Here is an 18,493-nt window from a genome sequence, read left to right on the forward strand (position 1 = left end):
TGATTATTCTTTGCCATCATGTGCATGAATGCCATCTACCGGTTGATCGGAATATATGGTGGCATCATGAACGCGTATTGAATAGCCCTCTTTCGGGTTATTCGTCACGACTTTTACCTGATGCTTACCCTTCGGCAGTTCATATTTCCAAAAGATCTCGTGTTTTCTCGACATCAAGTCCGTTGGCATTTTCGTGCGTTCAATCTCTTTGCCATCAATGTATATGGTTAAATCAAACACATGATCTTCTTTTACGTTATCTGCTTTGGCGGCTACTCCTTGCAATACCACCGCAGTGCCTTCAAAATCAAAGGTGAATTCCTTGGCCATCGGTTTATTCCAGAAACTTATTTTATGCGTAGGGTAGATGCCGTCGAAGCTTTTTTCAAAACGTACGGCTTTAGGTTGCTGTACATTGATGGTAATTTCCTTCGCCGTAACCTTGCCGCCATTCTTCTTCACCATTTCCAAGGCATGCTTGTAGCCAACCTCATATACCCGGTTCAAGGACATATTGGTATATTTAAAATCGATGTCTTCAGCCTCTGCAAGCCCCATTTTCCAATACTTTGGAATATGGCTATAACCGAGGATGGTGCCTAATACCCCACCGGCATTCGATGGATTACAGTCGGAATCCTGACCCGCACGGGTAGATATTTCCATGGTTTTGGTGAAATCGCCATCGCCGTATAGCAGTCCCAATACGATATAGGCAGCATTGATTTTCGCATCAATATTAAAGGCTGAAAGTGCACCAGCAGGACAACCCGCCTCTTCCGACCATTTCTTTTGAATCTCAAACCAGGTCTGCTTCCAATCGTTTGGATATTGCTTATGCCATTTGATCACGTCGGCAATACATTTGTAGAAATCACTCTCAGCAGGAATGGTTTTTAAGGCTTCATTCACCACAAACTGGATGTCATCAGAAACGTAGGCAATAGAATATAAGGCGCCGACATATACACCGCCATACCAACCGTCTCCATAATTCATGATATGTCCAATTTTATCCGATATTTCCGATGCTGAATTAGGCATACCCGGGGTCATCAACCCTGCATAATCCGCTTCAATCTGATAATCTAGATCATCGGCATGTGGGTTATTGTGCCAGTGTCCCGATTCAGGTGCTTTAATTCCGTTTAACAGGTTATAGCGCGCGGCTTGGTTTGCATGCCACAGTTGGTATTCTGAATGGGCAAAAGCGTTGGCAAAATCCTCCACAGGGGCATCAATACCTTTTTGCTCCATCACCTCCACGAAGGTCAGTTCCACATAAAGGTCATCGTATAAGCCTGGCGATTTAATCATGGTGTTTTTGATATAACCATCAAACCAGGGAATGGTCATGTAATCCGGGATTAGCGTGCCGTTAAATTTAAACTCTGTAGGTCCGCCAAAGGTTACTCCAATCACCTGTCCGGCCCATCCGCCTTTCAGTTTATCTTTCAACACTTCCGGTTTTATTTTAACCTGTTTAGGAAGGGATTGCTGAGCAAGTACAGGGCTGCTGCTCAAGCTACCCAGAAGGGCCAAGGCGAAGGCCGAATATTTAAAAAAGTTCTTATTCATATCTATGAGTTTTTAGGTTAGTGTACATGGTTTTCAATGCCTACGTTAGGCTCGTCGGAATAGATCAGGTTGTAGGTCAAGTCCACATAATAACCTTCTGGTGTTTCTTTTTTAACGATGCTGGCTTTATGTTTTCCCTTTGGTAAGTCATAAATCCAAAACACTTCATCCTTCCGTTTTAAGTAATTGGTCGGCATAATGGTAGAAGCTATTTTTTTGCCATCCACATACACTTCCAATGGAATATCCACATCTGTTGCTTCCTTGCTTGGTTTTCTCGCCACACCCACTAATACAAAGCCAGTCCCTTCAAATTCAAAGTCGTACTTGTCTTTTAACTGACGATTGACGCCTACTTTTTTAATCGGATATACGCCTTCGAAGCTCTTTTCATAGCGTACAGCCACTGGTTTCTGCACTGGAATTTCCACCGCATTTGCCGATACTTTACCGCCGTTTTTCTGGATCATTTCCAGGGCATGCTTAAAGCTTATTTGATAAACCCGGTTTAGCGAGGTCTCCGTATATTTGAAATTAATGTCTTCGGCCTCTGCCAACCCCATTTTCCAGTAAGCCGGAATTTGGCTGTATCCGACCATGGTGCCCAAGATTCCCGCTGCACTGGAAGGATTACAATCGGAGTCTTGACCCGCACGAGTCGAGATCTCCAGGGTCTTCGTGAAGTCGCCATTTCCGTAAAGAAGTCCTAGTACAATATAAGCGGCGTTGATTTTCGCGTCTATATTGTAAGGCGCATGTACGCCCTCCGGACAGCCAACTTCCTCGGCCCATTTTTGCTGAATCTCAAACCAGGTCTGCTTCCAGTTGTTCGGATATTGCTTATGCCATTTGATGACGTCGGCGATACACTTGTAAAAATCACTCTGAGCAGGAATGGTCTTTAAGGCTTCGTTGACAATAAAGTGTATGTCTTTGTTTACATAGGCCAAGGTATACATGGCTCCCACATACACTCCACCATACCAACCGTCGCCATAGTTCATGATGTGACCGATTTTATCGCTGATGGTAGATGCGGAGTTCGGCATGCCTGGATTCATTAAGCCGGCAAAATCAGCCTCAATCTGATAATCGATATCATCCGCATGGGGATTGTTTTTCCAATGGCCAGACTCTGGTGCTTTAATACCCGTTAAGATATTATAGCGCGCCGCTTGGTTGGCGTGCCATAAGCCATAGCTTGCATTGGCGAAGGCATTGGCAAACGAGTCCACAGGTGCATCAACACCTAGGCGATCCATCACCTCTACAAAAGTTAAATCCATATAGATATCATCAAATAGACTCGGATTATGCGTCATGGTACTTTTGATATAGCCATCGTACCAGGCCAGGTTTTCATAGTCTTGGATAAAGGTTCCACGGTATCTGAATTCTGTTGGCCCTCCAAAGGTTACCCCAATGGTTTGCCCAGCCCAACCACCTTTTACCTTGTCCATCAACTCGTCTTTGCTCATGCTTTTTAAGGGTTTCTTTTGTGCGTGAAGAGCTTGCACTTGAAAAATCAGGAAGGCGCCTAATAGGAAGAAATACGTTAAGAAGTTACTTTTCATGTCTTATTTAATATGTTAGGTGTAAATAGGATATAGTGCTATAAGGGTTTAACTGCCCGACCAGATAATCAAGCCTAGGCCAGCAATAAAGCATAAAAACATCGCGATTAATAGGTTATTTACCTTGCTGCTGGAACCTTTGAATTCTTTCCAGACCAATACGCCCCACAGGGCAGCCACCAAGGTCGCCCCTTGCCCTAGTCCGTAGGAGATGGCTGGGCCTGCTTTCCCTGCGGCAATCAGGTTAAACAGGTTGCCCAGCCCCCAAATTGCGCCACCTAGCACCCCGATTATATGGTATTTAAAAGGGCCGGCAAAGTATTCTTTGTAGCGAATTGCTGCCCCTTCCAACGGGCGCTTCATCAATACCGTGTTAAAAATAAGGTTGCTTAAGAAAATCCCTACGGCAAACACAACGAAGGCGGTATAAGGCGTCATCTTTCCGGCAAGCGGTTGTTCAAAATTGTTCAAATCCATACCCGATGCTAGAAAAGGATAAAATGAAGACATAAGGAAGCCGGCAATCACCGAAATGCTGATCCACTTGCCGATACCCGCCGTGCCAGAAGCTCCTTTGTGCTTCTTGAAGGCCACAGCATTCAACACAATCGCCAGTGTTACTAAGCCTACCCCGACAAATAACAATACCGGATCGCCTTTTTGCTGCAGTAGGTAATTAAAGAACACCCCTGCCACGAGGGCAATCCCGATACCAATCGGAAAAGCAACAGCCATACCGGCTGAAGCAATAGCTGCGGTTAGTAAAATATTAGCTAGGTTAAAGAGCAAACCGCTCAATAGGGCATTCCCCAGGTTAGAAACATCGGTCTGCGCAATGTCTTCTAAAAAAGGACGGCCTTGTTCGCCCATGCTGCCCATAGTTAAGGCGCTGATGAGGGCAAAGACAAGAATGCCGATCACATAGTCCCAATAGAAAAGCTCGAAGCGCCATTTTTGTTGGTTTATCTTCTGGGTGTTTGCCCAAGAACCCCAACAGATCATCGTGATGATACAGAATAAAATAGCGGTATGGTAATCGGATACAATAAACATAAGCGGTAAGATTAAAAAGCCATCGGCTTTGGGTTAATCAAAATAGGTTAAGATAATTTCATTGCGATGCGGGATGGAATTTTGTGCACCCATTTTCGTTACGGCCATTGCGGCACATCGGCAGGCAAAACTAACGGCATTTTTCATGGATTTCCCCTCGGCCAAGGCCACGGTCAGGGCACCATTAAACACATCTCCGGCCGCCGTGGTGTCTACAGCTTCCACCGCAGGGGCGTCGATATGCTGAAACTCACCCGCATCATATAACAAAGCACCTTTTTCCCCCATGGTAATCACAACCGTCTTCACCCCCAGCTCTTTAATCTTTTTGGCGGCCTCCTTTGCCGATTCCATATCGGTAATATCTTGTCCTGCCAGGGTAGCTGCCTCGTGCACATTTGGAGTAATTATATCCACCATCCCCAATTCCGGCAATATCGATTTATTAACCGGGGCAGGATTTAAAATCACTTGGATATGATTATGGTTCGCATAGCGAATAGCGTAGGCCACCGTTTCTATCGGAATTTCCAGCTGCAATAGCATGATTTCGCAGTCACCATACTTTTCCATGGCCTGGCGAACGTTATTTTCATCTAAGAAAGCGTTGGCACCTGGAGCCACAACAATACTGTTCTCGCCCTTCTCGTCTACAGTAATCAGCGCAATACCCGAAGGGCTATTGTCTTCCGCATAGATGCCGCCAATATCGACGCCTTCATCGTCGAAAATCTTCGACGATTGCTTCCCGAAAATATCATTGCCTATCTTGCTGACGAAGGTCACATCCCCACCTAAACGGGAAACGGCGACAGCTTGGTTCGCCCCCTTGCCGCCTGGGTTCATAAAAAATGTGCCCCCTAAGACCGTTTCTCCAGGCTTCGGGATATGATCGGTTTTCACCACCATATCCATATTTGTACTCCCAATAACTATTATTTTCTTACTCATATTTACTATAGGCTTTTGGTTTATACCCTAAAATTAAACGCAATAACTTTTGAAAAAAGACAATTTTTTCAGCATATTTATATTTATAAAGCCTCTATAATAGACCAAATAAATATGTAAGTAGCTTGTAGTAAGCTAAATATATATTTAATATCACACTATTCCTAGATTGTCATGATTTACCGAGACTTAGAAAAGCTCGTCTTTTCCTTATCTGCATCAGAGAAAAAACAGTTTTTGCTCTATGCAAACCAATTAAAAAAGCAAAAGTATTACTTCCGCTTGTACGACTTAATTTTAGAGCATCGGGATACAGGAAGTAGCGATTGGCAGCAGCTGTTTAAAAAAATACACCCTAGCGTTTCCCTAGAAAGTACCGCAAACTACCTCTATAAGGTGCTGACGGATGTACTCGTACAGATCCGGATCGAACAACATGCCTGGTATCAGCAATTACACGGAATGATGAAGGCCCAGCTATGTTTTGAACGCTCCTTGCCCGACCGCGGACTGAGGGAAATTCAAGGCGTCTACAAAAAGGCGGTGAAGTCTGAAAATCTACCCAATACCTATGCCTCCTTACGGATGGAACTGGATGCCTTGCAAAGCATCAACTTTCAAGAAGTAGGCGAACAGGAACTGATCAATAAGCAAATGGAGGCCCGCATGACCTTGCGCGCCATGAACGAAGTGCAAGAACACTATAGTTTATATGAGCTATTGAACATCCGGCTCGCCAATAACCCCAAAATTGGAAAAAGTACCGACGATTTAATCCTTAGCGAACTGAACCTCGCCTTTAGTAAAAGCAGAAACCGCTTTGAAACCCGAAAAGTACACTTGCTCTTCCAATCCTTTTATTTTATCCATAAAAGTGAATACCAATCGGCTTTCCTTATTTTCAAAGACCTCAGCAATCTATTCGAGAAGAATGAAGCCCTATGGAATAATCCGCCATACGATTACCTTTCCACCTTAGATGGCATTTTGAATAGCCTGCGCAGCCTCTTTCAATTCGAAGAGATGCAAGATTATATCGATCGAATTCGCAGCTTTGTCGCCGCCAATTACACTGAACACTTTAATAACCTGGCGAAAGTTACCGGCTGGGTCTATCAGTTGAACAGTTGGCTGGGCTTAGGTCAATTGCCTGCTGCGCTGGCCATGCTGCAAGATTTTGATAAAACCATGCTCCAGCAGCTCGGCGATATGGATAAGAAAATGGAAGGCTATTACTTCCAGGCTTTAACCTATTATTTTGCAAAAGATTACCTGAAATCAAAGCAGCTATTGAATGAGCTCTTTGCCAATTGCCATACCGGTTTCAATCTTATCGTGTATCGTGCTGCGCGCCTTTTATACATTGTCACCTTGTATGAACTGCATGATGAAGCGTTTGTCGATTCGGAAATAAGGGCCTATAAGCGCTATTTCCAGAAACAAGGAAAACGCTATCAGGTGGAGCGACTACTGTTCAAGCTGATTGCCAGCAATCCGAAACGACGTGGAAATGAATGGAAACGGAAGAACCTTCCCCTTTTTGAAAAGCAATTCATGGAAATATTGGCGAATAAATCAGAGGTGTCCCTTATTAAATTCTTTGATCATCGAAGTTATATCCTGAACATGCTGAGAAGCTAAGCATAATGCAGGGAAAAGAAATCAACCACCCTGACAAGTAATAATATTTTTAAAGAAAAATTTACGGGAAAGATAAATATTGGCTAAATTAATCACAAAGTCTGCTGACAGCCAATTATATTAACAAAAACTTAATAAGAATACCAGGTGTATTTAAATTACTTTTGAAATTATTTCGAATGAAATAACATGATTTTAGGAGATCATCATACCTTTGAAGAATTTAAACAAGGCAATCTTGCGGCGTTTGAAAAGTTTTTTGAATATTACAAAAGACCAATCACGCTATTTGCTAATTCTATCCTAAAAAATCGACCAGAAATCTGTGAGGAAATTGTTTCGGAATGTTTTGTTAAAGCGTGGACTCGGCGTGCTGATTTCGAAAACGAAGGGAAACTCCAAGCTTTTCTATATGTGGTGGCCAAAAACGCCTGCTTTTCAACCTTAAAAGCGGCCCACAACAATAATCACATTGATATTGCCTCCCTTTCGGAGCATACCTTGAAAGAAGATCCATATATCGTGAATCATTTAATACGAGAAGAGACCTTGGCCTTATTGCGGAAAGAGGTTGATAAATTACCTGCTTCACAAAAACATGTAATACAGCTTAGTTATTACGAAAATAAAGATATTCCATCCATCTGCAATCAGTTGAAGATAAGTTCAAACTCGGCCTATGCTAATTACTCACGGGCTGTTTCTACCCTCAAAAAGAAGTTTCAAAATAAAAAAGACTGGTTATTTTAATTTTTCCTGTAAGGTTTATGCCATTCATTAGTTCTATGTATAGAAGGACATTATGGATAGCATTAAAAGAATTAGTTTTTTACTGAAAAAACACCAACTTAATCAGCTTTCAACGGCTGAACGGGAAGAACTTAATCGCTGGGCAATGGAAGACCCGGCGAATAAAATGCTATTGGATGAATTTACGCCATCAACTGATGTTAATCTCCATTCCCTTCTACAAGAAAAAGACCAATCCCAAATATTGATGCCAAGCTTTGAAAGCGTATTGGCCAAATTACCTGCTGAGCCAAAACCAATTCACTTGCGTCTGAATAAAGCCTTATTTATTGCGGCAGCAAGTTTGATCTTACTCTTAGGAACGGTTATTCTTATCCATCAACAACAACATCATCAATTTGCAGAAACCTTGAGTATGATGTCGCCAAAGACGGCTCCGGGAAATTATCGTGCGCTATTGCGTAGTGATAAAGGCGATGTTTATGAACTGCATGATAAAGATGGGATTACCGTTAAGGAGGGGTTTTTGTCATTTGGGAATCAACAAATAAACACAAGCTCATTGGCCAAAGCAGAGCAGCTTAGTTTGTTTGTGCCCAAGGGAGGAACTTACCAAATAGAGTTAGAAGATGGGAGTAAAATATGGCTGAATGCTGATAGTAAGCTTGTTTTTCCAAGTCATTTCGCTGCTGAACAGCGGAAGGTTTATTTGGAAGGAGAGGCCTATTTTGAAGTTAGTAAGGATAAAACACGACCATTTATTGTGGTTCATAAACAACAGGAAATAACCGTTCTGGGTACCGCGTTTAATTTAAAAGCCTATCCTGAAGATAAAGCCGTTTACACGACCTTATATGAAGGCAAGGTGCAGGTGTTTGATCAGCATCATGCCGCTAAAGTTTTCTTATTACCGGGAGAGCAATCCATATTAACGAGTAATCACGACTTAGAAAAAAGAAAAGCGAATGGTCTGGAAGCTAAGGCATGGCGCGAGGGCCTCTTTAGTTTTCAGAATACCAATTTTGAAGAAGTTATCAAACAAGTGGCCCGTTGGTATAATGTCGATGTAAAGTTTAATGGACCTATTCCAATAGCTAACTTTTCCGGAGAAGTGAGTAGGAACGTAAGCTTCGATATCATGTTAGAATTTCTAAAAGGCTCAGGAATCAACCTGCAGCTAGATCAAGGAACCTTAATTATTAACGAAAGCATGGAAAAATAAAAGCCTAAAGCCGAGCCTATAAGGAAGCCCGAGAATGTTTGCGGCATTGTCGGGCTAAGTTCAGATTAGATCTGCAACGCACCTTCGAAAGTATATTAACAGATTTATCAAAAATGAACCCTACAAACTTATGTATTCTATGCATGAATTCCAATGCCTGCATAGTAGATAGGAGGGTTGAATGTAAACTAATCTATGAAAATTAACCTAACCCCTTTATATGGAGGTGAAATGAAAATAATGATGAAAAGGCTTATTAGATTTAAAGTTTTGCTTTTTCTTTTTATACTGTTCTCAAGTTTTGTTTGGTCTATCACCTTCTCTCAAACAATAACAATAACAGTAAAAAATAAAGGACTAACCGAACTGTTTAAAGAAATTAAGGAACAGACCGGCTATAATATTATCTATAATAATCAACTGGTAAGTCGGGCAAATCCAGTAAGCATAAATGCGCAGGATATGCCTATTGCCCAATTCCTCGACCTCATTCTAGATAAAAATAACTTGTCCTATGTAATATCTGGTCAGAATATTTTGATTAAGAAAAAGGAAAATTCGCGACAAGCCAACGCCTCCAAACCTGAAGATAACAGGGAGGCTAAGCTGCAAGAGCAAATTACCGGGCAGGTGAAGGATGAAAACGGAAAGCCACTTGCTGCGGTAAGTATTACAAATAAAACCTTAAATAGCTCTACAAGTACGGATGCGAATGGAAAATTCCAAATTAATGCTCGATTGCAAGATATTCTTGTCTTCAGCTTTATTGGTTTTGAAAGGCAAGAACGCAGTGTGAATAATTTAAACCCCATTCAAGTTGTTCTAGTACCCTCAGAGAGCCAATTAAGTGAGGTGGTCGTTACGGCATTGGGAATTAAACGTGAAGAAAAAGCGATAGGTTTTGCGCAACAAACCGTAAATGCGGAGCAATTAGCTACTGCAGCTTCGCCGAGTTGGTCTGATGGGCTTAAAGGGAAAGTGGCGGGTCTGAATATTATTTCTGGAGGAACCGGGCCTATCAATTCCCAAAGTATCCAACTGCGTGGAGCAACCTCCTTAGACCCAAGTAGTAACTATGCCCTTATCGTTATTGATGGGGTTCCAATGAACCAAGAGAGCACGCCTTATATAGGTAATGTGAGTGCTGCATACGGCAATGAAGCACCGGTTGATTATGGCAATGCAGTCTCCGAATTGCGCCAAGAAGATATTGAAAGTGTTTCCGTGTTAAAGGGACCTTCTGCTGCCGCCCTTTATGGATCTCGTGCGGCCAATGGCGCGTTGATTATTACGACAAAATCCGGCAAGAAAAACCAAAAATTAGGCATTAGTTATAATTCCTCCCTCAACTTGGACGCTATTACCAACTGGCCTGATTATCAATATGAATATGGTGCAGGAACCATTGGCAACAAAGATGTCAATGGCAATCCCTACTATTCTTTTGGAGTTTCTCCCGATGGCCCTAGTACCAATACCCCAGAAGCTTATGGTCCAAAATTCGATGGGCAGTATTTTTATCAGTATGATCCGAATACGCAAAATCAAGGAACTGAGCGGACTTTATGGAAACCTTATAAAAACAACATGAAGGATTTTTTCCGAACCGGAACAACCTTCGAAAATGCCGTTTCATTTCAAGGAGGCGATTCTAGAGGATCAATGCGGGTTAATATTGCACATGCTGAAAATGCCTATATCACACCAAACTCCGGATATAAGCGAAATGCCGTTGCCTTCAATGGAAACTACCAAATTACCAACCGTATTAAAGCCTCTGCATCCGTCAACTACAATAACCGTAGCAGTGATAATTTACCAGCATTTGGGATCAGTAATGGTTCATTAGGCTATTTTCTCATGTTCTTAATGCCGAATGTTGATATAAATTGGTATAAGCCGATTTGGCAAAACGGAAAGGAAAATCTCGAGCAATTGAATCCTTTTTCTGCCTGGTCTAGCAATCCCTATTACATCTTAAATATTGATCAAAACCCTTTAACAAGTAATCAGATTGTTGGAAATACAAAAGTCGATATTAAAATTACCGATAATTGGGATGTGATGGGGCGAGTATCCATGAACTCCTTGAGCCAACTAAGAGAAACACAACGTGGTTTTTCATCTAAAAAGCACTTAAAAGGGTATTATGGGCGTCAAGATGTAGCAAGCCAAGAGTACAATATGGATTTCTTAACCACCTATAAAAACAGCTTTGCAGATCATTTTAATTACAGTATTATGGGTGGGGGGAGCCGCATGGATTACACGATGCGTAACATGATGTCCTCTGTAGATGCCTTAATTGTACCTGGAGTTTATACCCTTGCAAATGGGGTAAACAATCCCCTAACCAACTCCAATGACTCAAGAAAACAGATTAATAGCTTGTACGGTATGGGCTCCCTGGCTTGGAAAGATCGTGTTTTTGTGGATGTTACTGCGCGGAACGATTGGTCCAGTTCATTGCCCTTGTCCAATAATTCTTACTTCTACCCTTCAGTAAGCAGTAGTTTTATCTTATCTGATTTATTGGAACTACCTAAATCCATTTCTTATTTAAAATATAGAGCTTCCTATGCTGTAGTTGGTGCTGATGCAAATCCTTATCAAACGGCAAGGTACTTTAGCCAAAGTGGATTCCCGAGTTCGGCCACTGTTCCAGGCACGCTGTTTAATGCGGATCTGAAACCTGAGATTACCTCCAGTTGGGAAACAGGTGTCGATATGAAATTCTTGAAAAACAGATTGGGATTCGACTTAACCTATTATAACTCCATTACTAAAAACCAAATCCTGGCCCTGCCGTCTGATATTGTTGCCGGATATAGTAGCCGTGTGATCAATGCTGGAGAAGTCCAAAACAGAGGATGGGAGTTAATCGTGAATGCCACACCTATTCAACGGGAAAACTTTGACTGGCAGGTGATTGCAAACTGGTCAACCAATGATAACACCATTCTTTCCTTAACTGATAATTTAGAGAAGCAAACCCTAGCTACCGTTTGGCAGGCTTACCTTATCGGAACCGTTGGTGGAAGTACTACCGACCTTTGGGGAACCAAATTTATTCGCGATCCAGCGGGTAATATTGTGTATAACAAAGGAGTGCCCATGAAAGGCACGACACCGGAATATATCGGCAATACGGCTCCAGATTATAAGTTTGGATTAACAAATACCTTTAAGTATCAAGGTATCCGGTTGAGCTTTACCTTTGATGGCCAAATAGGTGGCCGCGTGTTTTCAGGAACATACAATCGGGCTTCATGGGCCGGAACCTTAAAAAACACCCTGCCCGGTAGAGATGAAGGGGTGATAATTGGTGAAGGGGTAGAACAGCTGACCGATGGAAGTTATAAGCCTAATGAAACTGAAATTAATACCCAAACCTATTATTCACAATACCACCAAATAACGGAAGCTGGTGTTTTTTCTGGAAGCTTTTTGAAGTTTCGGGAATTGACGATTGGTTATAACTTTCCAAAATCCATGTTAAAGTCCCTGCGAATAGATGGCCTATCCCTTAACTTTTTTGGAAGAAACCTCGCCATATTCGATAACTATCCAATGTTCGACCCCGAGGCAGGAACTAAGAATGGTGCGGTATACGTGCCAGGACTAGAAATCACACCCATGCCACATACTTCATCCTATGGTTTTAATTTAAAAGTTGACTTTTAATCATGAAAAATATACTAAACACACGAAGCAAAGGGTTGATACTGCTGGTTTCCATCCTGCTTTATTGTACCTCTTGTGTCAAGAATTTTGAGGATATCAACAAGAACCCCAATTTAATCAATGAAATAAGTCCTGGAACCTTGATTAATGAAGTTCTTTATAACTTTTCTTCCAACGGACTTACCAATAGCTATAACATCAATTGTCAACTCATGCAGGTGAAATTGAGCTATCCGCAATATTATGGAGGAATTCAACGCTATGAGATTTTAGAAGATAGTGGCCTCTCTCTTTGGAACAGTGGTTATAAATGGGCAAAGAATATCGAAGAAATGCTCGTGGTTTCGGAAAAAGAAGGAGCCGTAAATTACCAAGCCATAGCCCTTACCCTAAAGGCTTGGATTTATGCAAATTTGACGGATAATTTTGGCGATATTCCTTTCTCCGAGGCCTCAAAAGCCGAAGATGGTATTTTGCAAGCAAAGTACGATGCGCAGGAAGATATATATAAGCAATTGCTCGCAGATTTAGAAAAAGCAAATAGCTTATATGACCATAAAGTTGCCATGGCCTATGGAACAGACCTGTTATTTGGCAACAACGCTAAAAAGTGGCAAAAATTTACAAACTCCTTATATCTACGTCTTTTATTGCGTACTAGTAATGTAAACCCTGCGGCATTTGAGAAGATGAAATCCATGTTAGCAGACCCGGCAAAATACCCAATCATCGATAATCAAGGGGAATCGGCAATATTTCAAGTTACCGGTATTGCGCCTAATTTATCCCCTTGGGCACGGCCGTTAGATTTTAGTAATCAACATGCTGTATCTTCTTACTTTATTGATATCCTGAATAATCTGAATGACCCTAGACGCCCTATTTATGTTACACCGGCGAAAACAACCAATGGAGAAGTGGTTTATAAAGGTATTCCAAGTGCTTATGATGAATCTTCTTTTTCATATTCCCCCTCGTATATGAATAATCTGCAAGTTACTGCTCCCATGATTATTCCAATTTTAACCTATGCTGAAGTCTGTTTCATCAAGGCTGAACTTGCACAGCGCAAGGTTATTACGCAAGATGCCGAGCGTTTTTATAAAGAAGGCATACAGGCTGCCGTGTCAACCTGGTCTCCTGAGCCTTTATCTGCGTCGTATTTTACGGCTGATCTTGCTAAATATGATGGTAGCTTAGAACGGATCATGTTGCATAAATACTTGGCGCTCTATTTTACAGATGCGCAGCAATGGGCTGAATATCGCCGTACAGGTTTCCCTACCTTACCCAAAACAACATCTATGCTGAATAATGGAAACATGCCATATCGCTTAATGTATCCTGGCATTCAAAAAGTATACAATCCCACAAACTATCAAACGGCAATTGATAAAATGGGTGGTAATAAAATAGATTATAAAATATGGTGGGCAAAATAGTGGCTTGCCTTAATCAATAACAATTATGAAAAAACCAACCTCAATTATCTTTCTTCTTTTTAAGAGTATCATGATTCTTGGATGGTTATTTACAAGTAGCGCTTGTAAATCTATTCGAAATCAGCCCGTGGATAACGCTACGGGTAAACCAGTACATATTAAAGTCAGCACCTTCAACATACGCTATAATGCAAATGCTGATGTTGAAAGTGGAAACGGATGGGATATTCGTAAAAAACCTGTCGCCGATTTAATTAAGCGACATGGCTTTGAGATTGTTGGCACCCAAGAAGGGGATAAAAATCAATTAGCAGATTTACAGCAATTAATGCCTGAATTTGCCATTACCTCATATCCTTACGGCGGAAAAGGGGATTTGCATAACTGTGCTATATTGTATAAAAAAGGCCGATTTGAACTTCTTGATCAAGGTGTATTTTGGTTGAGCGAGACACCCAATGAACCGAGTATAGGCTGGGACGCCACGGATAGACGAATTTGTAATTGGGCAAAATTCAAAGAAAAGAAATCGGGAAAGGAATTCTTTTATTTTAATGTGCACTTTTATTGGCGCCTTGAAATCGCGAAGCGGGAATCTGGCCCCTTAATGGCAAAAATGATGAAAGAAATTGCAGGAGAAAGTCCGGTAATTTGTGTAGGTGATTTTAACTCAGAAGCCCATACACCCCAAATTAAGGCTATTAAATCTTATTTAAAGGATGCCTTTGAGGCCACGGAACAACCGCGCAAAGGAATTGTTAATACCAATTTAGGCGGAGGGAATTTCTTGGGGCCGGCAACCAACCGAATCGATTATATTTTTATAAGCAAACACATTAAGGTCAAAGACTACGAAGTGTTTTCCGATCGGTATAATACCGACCGATACCCTTCTGATCATTTGCCAGTCGCTTCAAACATTATGTTTTAAAGTAGCTAAAAACAGCCACCCATTTAAGGTGGCTGTTTTTTTACCCACCTGTTCATTGTTCATACAATTCAGCTAAAATTCTAACCCCTTGCTTTAGTTACTATTAAACCCTAATTTTACACTAAACCAAGATTAACAATTATGAATTCTTTAGAGCTTCAATTGTTTGGGATTGCAAAAGGTCTCAAAGAAGGAAACTTTAATATCCCTGATATTGGAGAAATCCTACCCGCCAGCTTTATGATCCATGAATTGGACCATATGATGCCAATTCGCTGTGCCTACATGAACAAATGGGGATGTGACAAATTAGGAACCGATGTCGATGAAATCAATGAAATAGGGCCACGCTATTATGAAAAGTATTTTGTCAAGGCTGAATCAGAAGTCATTCGGCAGGGCATGCAGCAGTACTTGGTCAATGGCGATTTCGAACAGCAGTATAATTTCTTTCAGCAGGTGCGTTTGCACAATCAGCGTAATTTTACTTGGTTCTATACGGTCTGCAAATTATTGAAGGTAAAAAATGAGGGACAGGAGACTACGGATCGCATGGTGCTTCTCTCCTCACCGGTGATGGGTATGGATACCTTAATCAGTAAGGTGAACAAAACGCTGGATCAGAATAAATATATCTCTGCGCATTATCGTGAATTTGCGCTGTTAACCAAAAGAGAAAAGGAAATAATAGTACTTATTGCGCAGGGGAAGTCTTCCCAAGAGATTGCCGATCAGTTATTTATATCGGCATTGACGGTTTCCACCCATCGTAAAAATATTATTCGAAAACTAGACTGTAAATCCTCTGCCGAGCTCGTGCGCTTCGCCCTTGCTTTCGATATGCTGTAAACCAAGCGACTCCACTTCTTACTGTTCTATTGGGGTTTCGTTACGTCGTTTACACATCCGCGCACGGTATTCTATGGGGCTGCACTTCTTCTCCTTTCGAAAATAACGGTAGAATGATGCACGTGAATTAAACCCACAATTATAAGCGATTTCAACTATCGCCAAGTTTGAATTTTGCTTCTCCAGTTCGCTACAAACGGCACCTATCCGCAGTTTATTAATGGTTTGTAAAAAGCTGTGGTTGAATAAGTGGAGAAACAAGTGTTGCAGATGCTGGGGCGAAAGGCGCAAGTCTTTCTTCATTTTGTTAAAACTAAAGTTCGCATCCAAATAGGGCTGCTTCGCCAAATAGTCTAAAATCTTCTCCTGCTCATGTTCACTAAATTGGCTTCGCTCTATACTTGCTTTGGGGGATGCGGACTGCTGTTGTATCAGTGATAGTCTTTCCATAGATTTAGAAAGCCTACGCTCCGATTGTTGCCAAGTCTTTTTAAAGTCTATTTGCACCAGAATAACCGCTACCAGTAATACCATGAACACAAAATAACTGCTGCTATGCTGTTGCTGTGTGGCATATTGAAAATCAAACTTCAACACAAACGGAATTTCAAAAGACGCCGCCATCAACATTAACATGGAGAAAATATAATACCGCTGGTATTGTTTCTGGTTCTGAAAACCCTTGCCTGAGGATCTGTATAATATTAGAATAGGATAAATAAGCCAGGATATAGAGAAGGCACTGTACAGATACTTGATAAACACAGCGGTATATAAATGGCGTAAATCGCCCGAGCAGATAAAGACCATATACAGCGAGAAAAAGAGAAAAAACGGAATAAGCTCAAGAAGAAAACCCGCTTTCAGGCGCGCATTTTTTTCTGCAGCAAGGAATAATTGATGCAATAATGGCCCATATAATAAACCCATAGGAGCACCCAGATCTAGAAAGATTAAATCAGGAATAATAATCCGAAAGACGCAAGCATAGGTCGCATGAAAACCGGCAAGACTGGAAAAGATCAGTAACACCACGGAAACACTCGTTTTTCGAGGCAACCGAAGAGAGTATTGCAGGTTGAAACAACTGATGATTAAAATGCTCGCAAATATGATAATATTTACCATCGCTTTTAATTAATCCCACGTCATTAAGTCGACGCAGCGTGTTTTTCACTCATAGTTAAGAATAAATTAACTATTGTTGCAATGTCTTGATAATTAATTACTTGATTTAAATACCGGTTTACGGCATATCAAAACAAAAAAACTATAGATATCTGGAAATGCATGTTAAAACAAAGGGTTGGCTCTTGCAAAGCCAACCCTTTGTTCAATGTAGGTAATGAAATCTTATTTTTCCCACCACACCTTGGTATGGTAAGTGTCACCGCCCATTTGCTGAACGGCAGCTTCATAATTTGTCGGGTTAAATCGACGAACCTCATTCTTATACATAAAACGCGAAGGCATCACCCCATTATGGAGCATGTGTTCCGTTTTTGGAAGCTTGGGCAAGCCTGTCCTGCGGTATTCAAACCACTGCTGGTAGTCGACCATAAATAAGGATAGGTACTTTTGCAGCATAATCCGATCTAAGGTGCCATCGAAGCTTGCCGCCGGGTTACTGAAATAGTTGGCCGGCATCAGCCCGCCATACTGTTCAATAGAGGCTTTTACCCCTTTTTCATAGGCTTCCTTCGCCTTGTCGGCAATGCCTAGCGCTAAGTAGGTTTCGGCTTTTATAAATTCAACCTCCGCATACGGCATAATGATTTCCTTAATCGGTGTCCCTACTTGGGAAGGGTACATCAAATCACCATTCGGCGTACTCGGGCTGTAGGTAATGTGGGAGATATCACCGGAGTGGCCTGCCGGAATACCCTTATAGCCCACTTGCACAATCTTGCCATTCACCAATTCGGTGGCTTGAGTCATTATAAATGGACGACGCGGATCTTCTAAGGCATTCAGGTTGTCCACAAAGAAGGAGGCCATAGCCGTGAAGTTCACATAATCTTGACGACGGCCCCAGGCATAATCAAAAGGCGCTAAACCCGTGATGCTGACCATGGCAGCCTCGGCATTCGAACTGAAAATAGGGTAGTTCGTCGGATCATCCAATATAGCCTTGATCTTTTGGTAGGCATTGCCTCGCTTGGAGGTGCGTAGGTAATAGCGTAGCAGCATGGAGTTGTTAAACTTCCGCCACTTCTTCTTATCGTTGCCATACAAAAGGTCGTTCCCATTCATTTCCGAAGGATCGGTATATAGTTGATTGGCCTTCTCTAAGGCGGCAATCATGTCGGTATATATTTTCTCTTGGCTGTCAAACTTAGGTTGATCGATGTCTTCCTCGGCTTTCAATGCTTCCGAAACCGGCACATCGCCAAAGCTATCCGTTAAAATACCAACAATATAGGCTTTAAGGGTCGTCGCCACGGCTTCATACACCGGCAATTTCGTGTTGCCATTGATAGCTGCCGACTCCATCTCGCGGATATTGCGTAAATAACGGTAGCAGTTGTTCCAAGTACCATCACCCGATTGCTCGGTGAAATAATAACGGTGGATGCCATTGGCGGCACTAGGATTGGCCAAGCCGTCTTGCATAATTTCCCAGGTAAAATCATTGCTGCGAACCGTAAAATAGGTCGCCATACCATAAACCGTAGGTGTCACTAAGGTGCCCGGGGCTACAATTTCAAGCTTGTTCGGGTCTATATTTAACTCATCGAAATCCTTGGTACAACCCGCCATCCCACTGGATAGGGCAAGTAATAAGGCTATGTTTTTATAGTTTATTTTCATGTCTCTC

13 protein-coding genes are annotated in these 18,493 nt (G+C 41.8%); 7 read left to right on the forward strand and 6 right to left on the reverse strand.

The genetic code is table 11. From position 1 onward, the window contains the following. Positions 1-3 precede the first annotated feature (3 nt). The 4 genes from GQF63_RS17985 to rbsK are packed head-to-tail and all read right to left on the reverse strand — an operon-like array spanning position 4 to position 5,156. Complete coding sequence (locus GQF63_RS17985; RefSeq protein ID WP_160370636.1) at positions 4-1,578, reverse strand: ADP-ribosylglycohydrolase family protein; 1,575 nt, start codon at positions 1,576-1,578, stop codon at positions 4-6. A gap of 17 nt (positions 1,579-1,595) precedes the next feature. Then, positions 1,596-3,152 carry an ADP-ribosylglycohydrolase family protein gene (locus GQF63_RS17990; protein WP_160370637.1) on the reverse strand — a complete coding sequence of 519 codons (1,557 nt, stop codon included), beginning with the start codon at positions 3,150-3,152 and terminating at the stop codon, positions 1,596-1,598. Positions 3,153-3,200: 48 nt separating this feature from the next. Next, positions 3,201-4,205 carry a GRP family sugar transporter gene (locus tag GQF63_RS17995; protein WP_160370638.1) on the reverse strand — a complete coding sequence of 335 codons (1,005 nt, stop codon included), beginning with the start codon at positions 4,203-4,205 and terminating at the stop codon, positions 3,201-3,203. A gap of 33 nt (positions 4,206-4,238) precedes the next feature. Further along, complete coding sequence (gene rbsK / locus GQF63_RS18000; protein WP_160370639.1) at positions 4,239-5,156, reverse strand: ribokinase; 918 nt, start codon at positions 5,154-5,156, stop codon at positions 4,239-4,241. 174 nt (positions 5,157-5,330) lie between these two features. Between rbsK and GQF63_RS18005 the strand changes: the two genes are divergently transcribed. From GQF63_RS18005 to GQF63_RS18035, 7 genes are all read left to right on the forward strand, one after another. Continuing rightward, positions 5,331-6,797: a hypothetical protein gene (locus tag GQF63_RS18005; protein ID WP_160370640.1), complete on the forward strand. Its 1,467-nt coding sequence runs from the start codon at positions 5,331-5,333 to the stop codon at positions 6,795-6,797. Between the two features lie 189 nt (positions 6,798-6,986). Then, on the forward strand, positions 6,987-7,547 hold the full coding sequence (locus tag GQF63_RS18010; protein ID WP_160370641.1) for an RNA polymerase sigma factor: 561 nt from the start codon (positions 6,987-6,989) through the stop codon (positions 7,545-7,547). A 52-nt stretch (positions 7,548-7,599) separates the two neighbouring features. Further along, positions 7,600-8,769: a FecR family protein gene (locus GQF63_RS18015; RefSeq protein WP_160370642.1), complete on the forward strand. Its 1,170-nt coding sequence runs from the start codon at positions 7,600-7,602 to the stop codon at positions 8,767-8,769. A 195-nt stretch (positions 8,770-8,964) separates the two neighbouring features. Then, positions 8,965-12,453 (forward strand): SusC/RagA family TonB-linked outer membrane protein, encoded by a 3,489-nt coding sequence (locus tag GQF63_RS18020; RefSeq protein WP_212592648.1) that lies wholly within the window; start codon positions 8,965-8,967, stop codon positions 12,451-12,453. 2 nt (positions 12,454-12,455) lie between these two features. Continuing rightward, positions 12,456-13,895, forward strand: a complete 1,440-nt coding sequence (locus tag GQF63_RS18025) for a SusD/RagB family nutrient-binding outer membrane lipoprotein (protein ID WP_160370643.1) — start codon at positions 12,456-12,458, stop codon at positions 13,893-13,895. Between the two features lie 25 nt (positions 13,896-13,920). Beyond that, positions 13,921-14,826 carry an endonuclease/exonuclease/phosphatase family protein gene (locus tag GQF63_RS18030; protein ID WP_160370644.1) on the forward strand — a complete coding sequence of 302 codons (906 nt, stop codon included), beginning with the start codon at positions 13,921-13,923 and terminating at the stop codon, positions 14,824-14,826. 141 nt (positions 14,827-14,967) lie between these two features. Next, the gene (locus tag GQF63_RS18035) at positions 14,968-15,675 is read left to right on the forward strand and encodes a response regulator transcription factor (protein ID WP_212592649.1); all 708 of its coding nucleotides are present in this window, start codon (positions 14,968-14,970) and stop codon (positions 15,673-15,675) included. A gap of 18 nt (positions 15,676-15,693) precedes the next feature. On the opposite strand, the gene GQF63_RS18040 is transcribed toward GQF63_RS18035, so the two are convergent. Then, positions 15,694-16,803 (reverse strand): AraC family transcriptional regulator, encoded by a 1,110-nt coding sequence (locus GQF63_RS18040; protein WP_160370645.1) that lies wholly within the window; start codon positions 16,801-16,803, stop codon positions 15,694-15,696. Positions 16,804-17,028: 225 nt separating this feature from the next. Next, on the reverse strand, positions 17,029-18,486 hold the full coding sequence (locus tag GQF63_RS18045; RefSeq protein ID WP_160370646.1) for a SusD/RagB family nutrient-binding outer membrane lipoprotein: 1,458 nt from the start codon (positions 18,484-18,486) through the stop codon (positions 17,029-17,031). Positions 18,487-18,493 lie beyond the last annotated feature (7 nt).

This window comes from Sphingobacterium humi, from assembly GCF_009768885.1.
Classification (GTDB): domain Bacteria; phylum Bacteroidota; class Bacteroidia; order Sphingobacteriales; family Sphingobacteriaceae; genus Sphingobacterium; species Sphingobacterium humi.